This window comes from Streptomyces sp. NPDC057638, from assembly GCF_042800315.1.
GTDB lineage: Bacteria > Actinomycetota > Actinomycetes > Streptomycetales > Streptomycetaceae > Streptomyces.
In genome coordinates, this window is the sequence record NZ_JBHVHF010000470.1 from 1 (window position 1) to 4,191 (window position 4,191).

Consider the following 4,191-nt stretch of genomic DNA (forward strand, 5'->3'; position numbering starts at 1 on the left):
ACCCCAACTCGTTGTGCGCCCGGGCCAACTCTGCGGGGGGGGGGGGTGGGCGGGTGGGGGTTCCCCAACACCACCGGTCAGGCCGCGGTCTCGCGGAGGTCGGTGAGGAAGGTGCGGAGCTGAGCGGCTCCGGCCGTGTCGGGGGTGACCCCCGGGTTGCGGGCGGTGAACTGGCCGGACAACTGGTCGATGTCCCAGCCGCGTTCGCCCGCTTCGGTGACGATGTGGAACCAGAGCATCTCGGGGTCGTCGTCATCGACGATCTCGGCGTCCACCGGGGCCTCGTCCGAGGACTCGGTGGACGGGTCCGTCGCGCCGGGGTCCACCGGCGTCCCGGCAGCGGCGGCGGCCTCGGCGGCGCGCTTGCGCTGGCCGATGGCGATGAGCTGGGCCTTGAGCTGATCGGTCATGTCTCCGGCGGCCTCGGCCTGTCGGTAGATGCCGACCGCCTCGTCGGCGGTCTTCGCGCTGCGGGCCTCTGCGGCGTAGTCCCGGGGCGCGCGCTCCAGTGCGAGTGCGGCCGGTGGGACGGGGCTGAGCACGGAGCCGGGGATGGTCCCGGTGAGGGCCTGGCGAACGGTGGCCCGGATGTCCACGACGACGACGGGAAACTTCTTGGTCTTGCCCTCGGCGAGGCGCTGGCGCTGCTCGATGCGCATGGAGACGGGGATGACGCCCTGGCCGCCGGTGCCGGCGGCGACCATGTCGATGACCCCCGGCCACTCGTTCGCGGCGTAGAAGCTGTGCGTGTCCGCCCGCCACAGGCCGATGCCGGGGAGGTCGGGCAGGATCACCTTGATCCTGCTGGTGGCCCGGCAGACCTGCTGGGGTCCGAGGAGGTACCAGTTCTCTCCGTGCTCGTCGAGGCAGACGCAGGGCCTCTTCTTCAGTTTCTCGGTGATGCCGTCACACCTGCGGGCGCATCCGCCGCCGGTCCACATCTCGTTGTACTGGCTGAGGGGATCACCGGGCGGGAGGAGAGCTTCGATGCTGCTGGACTCGGTGATGACCCGCCACTGTGCCTCGCCGTTGCCCTGGGGCGCCCAGCGCTCGACGGTGCCTCCCCACAGCGTGGCGGCGGCTTCGACGCGGGTGCGGTCGTGGCTGGAGACGATCCAGTTCGCGGACCGTACGGGGCGGTTGCGGCCGTTGCTGCCGGGCTGGGTCAAGCCGGTGCGGAGCCGTCCGAGTTCGGCGGCCTGTCGCTGGAGGTTGAGGAGTCGTCCGGTCATCAGGCGGCCCTTCTCAAGGTCGTGGGGTCGGGGTCGGTGGGTGGGGTGAGCGGGGCGAACTTGGTCTGTTCGGTTCGCTGGAGGTGCTTGGCCACGGTGAGGGCCGAGCGGAAGGCGGCGAACGAGGTGCGGGAGGCGTGCATCGGGATGAGGTTGACCCGGCGGCGGCGGAGGTTGAGGATCGCGGCCCCGGCGACCTTGGGCATCGGGATGTCGCTTCCGTCGGGGGTCCAGATGACCGGTGCGTACCGGTAGGCCGCGAGCTGCATGTCGTACTCGGGCCAGACGTTGGTGGACGCCTGCGTCTCGCTGGTCTTGATGTCGATGAGCCAGAGCTGGCGCCGTCGGCGGCGGCTGGGTCCCGTGGGCAGGTGCAGGAGCAGATCCATGGTTCCGGCGTAGCCGAGCTGCCGGTTGGCCACCGTCGCCTCGGCGGCTTCCAGGTCTCGGTCGGGGTCGATGGACCACATGTCGAGGAACTTGAGGAACTGGTTGAAGTAGGGGAGGACTTCGGGGTCCTCCTCGTCGGGTACGGGGGTGCGGAGCAGGTGGGCTTCGGCACGGTCGTGGACGCGGGTTCCCCGGTCCGCGGCGGCTTCGCGCGCGTACTCGGGCTGCCGTTTGAGCTCTTTGAGGATGGCGTCGGGGTCGGTGCGGGAGTGGGCGACCACCCGGGGCAGGTGGCGCATGACGTAGGTGGCGACCACCTTGGACGCCCAGGGGATGAGGATCGGCTTGGCGACCGAGTAGTCGAGCACGTTGGTCACCGAGATCAGGTCGGGGCCGCCCTGGGGGTCTTCGTAGTACCGGCCCCGGTCGGTGGTCTTGGCCTGCTGGGGGCTGGTCATGAAGCGGTGCCCTGGCGGGTCGGCGCGGCGTGAAGGCCGCCGCCGGGCGGGGGTGGGAGGTTCACTGGTTCGTCCTCGCGGGGTGGGGTCGTGGGGTCGGGACCAGGGTTTGCCCTCCCTGATCCGACAATTATTATTCTACCTTCTTTGGGGGTGGTCGGTCAACCCACGCCCCCGGGTCCCGCACCGGGGGCGGGCCGGGTGACGTGCACGGCGGCCGCGGTCGCGATGGCCAGCACCGCGGAGGTGGCCCCGGGGTCGTCCTCGTACCCGGCGAGTGCCGCCCGGAGGGCGGGAAGAGGTTGCTGCGGCGGCACGGCACCGGCGCCGGCCCGCCACGCCGCGGTCACGGAGTCCCGCACCCGGTGGAGGACGACGGCCTGGCGCTCGGCCTCCTCGATGTCCGCGGCCGCCGCCGGGGGGCGGCCGAAGAGCCGGTTGGCCCCCGAGGCGGCCCTGAGTACGGCCAGGGCGTCGGCGCGGTACGGGAAGAGGCGGTCCATGTCGGGGAGTCCGGCGGGGGTGCGGAACCGGCTGGGACACGCACGCAGAGTCAAGGCGAGCAGGACCGCCGCGAGGTCGAGCACCGCGTGCGGATGGTGTCGGTGGAGGTCGAGCAGGGGGCCGAGGACTTCCGGGGTCACCAGTCTCCGGCGGGCGGCGGCCGTGTGCCGGTCGGCGGTCTCGGCGAGGTGGAGCCAGTAGGCGGGGGAGTCGTGGGCGGGGATGGGCATGGCGCTCTCCGGGGTGGGCGAGGGATGTTCGGCGGCCGTCACGCCGCGTGGAGGGCGGCGATGACGGGAGCGCCGCCGGTGACGGCGGCGAAGAGGTCGTCGAAGCAGTCGCGGGCCTTGGCCTGGGTCAGCGCGGGGCCGGCGGCGAGGAAGTGCTCGGCGGTGGGGTAGAGGGAGGGGTGCCGGCTCAGCAGGTGGGCCCGGGTGATGCCGTGCCGGTCGGTGGCGGGCGTGCACCCGTACCGCGCGGAGAGGTGGTCGAGGTGGGCGATCATGTCCCGTCTGGGGCCCGTGGCCAGGGGGGCGACGCTGCGGTACGCCTGGCCCTTGCGGGTGGGGTCGCCGTCCCGGGCGCGGAAGACGCGGCGGACTTCGTAGACGCTCCAGGGTGATTGCCTGACCTGGTCGTGGTGGCGGTCGAGGATGTCGTGGAGACCCGCTTCCTCCACGACGTCGCGGGCGGCCCGGCTGCCGAAAAGGGCGGCGTTGCCGTTCATCACGAGGGCGTTGTGCTCGATGAGCAGCGCCCGGAGTGCGGCTTCGGGCTCGGCGCGCCACCGGGCGAGCAGGGTGGCCCGGCCGCCGACGGACCCCTGGAAGGGGCAGAAGAAGCACGCGCTGCGCGAGATCTCGCGGCCCAGCGCGGTGCGCAGGTAGTCCGCCGCCGTGCGCCGTGTCCAGTTCCACCGCAGCAGGGGGAAGTCGGGGATGCGGTTCCCCTTGGTGTGGGCGAGGTCGCGTTCGGCGCGTCTGGTCTCGTCGGCGTTGTAGCCGATGCAGTGGGTGAAGGGGGCGTGGGCGACGTTGTCGGCGAGCCAGGAGTCGAGGGCGTGGTGTTTGATCCAGTCGCTGCACGAGCGGTTGGTGGAGCTGACCTGCGGCACCGTTCCCACGTTGAGCATCCGTTCGCCGAGGGTGACGGGGACGTCGGTGACGAGCCGGGTGGGGGTGCGGGTGTCGGAGAGGGTGACGTAGCCGTCCCTGCTCGCCTGGCCGGCGCGGGCGACCTGGACGGTGCGGACGCGGTGCTCGGCCAGGAGCGGGAAGAGCGCTTGCTCCATGGCGTCCTTGGTCGCCCGGTACTCCTCGCCGACGCTGGCGATGAGGACGGTGAGCTGGCCGAGGTCGAATCCGCGGGTATGCGGTTCGAGGAGCCAGCGGGTGGCGATCGCGGAACTGTCGACTCCCATACCGAGGTTGAGGACGACCGGCCGGTCCGGCGGTATCGGGACTGCGGGGGTGGACATGGGGCTCTCCTGGGTGGGCGTGGCGGTTCGAGCCCGGGTTTGCCCTCCCTTGCTCGACATTTATTATTCTACCTCACGTCGTGGGGTTGGACAACCGGCCCGTCCGCCGCCGGGTGCCGGGCCGCAGGAC

At 71.8% G+C, this 4,191-nt stretch carries 4 protein-coding genes; all 4 read right to left on the reverse strand.

Features of this window, described 5'->3' with window-relative positions; genetic code table 11:
• Nucleotides 1-77: 77 nt before the first annotated feature.
• Nucleotides 78-1,232 carry a hypothetical protein gene (locus ACFVIM_RS33395; RefSeq protein ID WP_384309610.1) on the reverse strand — a complete coding sequence of 385 codons (1,155 nt, stop codon included), beginning with the start codon at nt 1,230-1,232 and terminating at the stop codon, nt 78-80.
• The gene (locus ACFVIM_RS33400) at nt 1,232-2,080 is read right to left on the reverse strand and encodes a hypothetical protein (protein WP_384309613.1); all 849 of its coding nucleotides are present in this window, start codon (nt 2,078-2,080) and stop codon (nt 1,232-1,234) included. The genes ACFVIM_RS33395 and ACFVIM_RS33400 overlap by 1 nt, the downstream gene beginning before the upstream one ends.
• A 161-nt stretch (nt 2,081-2,241) precedes the next feature.
• Nucleotides 2,242-2,814, reverse strand: coding sequence for a hypothetical protein (locus ACFVIM_RS33405; RefSeq protein WP_384309615.1), 573 nt, complete (start codon nt 2,812-2,814; stop codon nt 2,242-2,244).
• 38 nt (nt 2,815-2,852) lie between these two features.
• A complete protein-coding gene (locus ACFVIM_RS33410) occupies nt 2,853-4,061 on the reverse strand; it encodes a hypothetical protein (protein WP_384309618.1) in 1,209 nt (402 codons plus the stop codon).
• Nucleotides 4,062-4,191 lie beyond the last annotated feature (130 nt).

Excerpts from the sequence above, each read along its gene's own strand:
- ACFVIM_RS33395 (WP_384309610.1), bottom strand. The coding sequence starts at position 1,232 with ATGACCGGACGACTCCTCAACCTCCAGCGACAGGCCGCCGAACTCGGA.
- ACFVIM_RS33400 (WP_384309613.1), bottom strand. The coding sequence starts at position 2,080 with ATGACCAGCCCCCAGCAGGCCAAGACCACCGACCGGGGCCGGTACTAC.
- ACFVIM_RS33410 (WP_384309618.1), bottom strand. The coding sequence starts at position 4,061 with ATGTCCACCCCCGCAGTCCCGATACCGCCGGACCGGCCGGTCGTCCTC.
- ACFVIM_RS33405 (WP_384309615.1), bottom strand. The coding sequence starts at position 2,814 with ATGCCCATCCCCGCCCACGACTCCCCCGCCTACTGGCTCCACCTCGCC.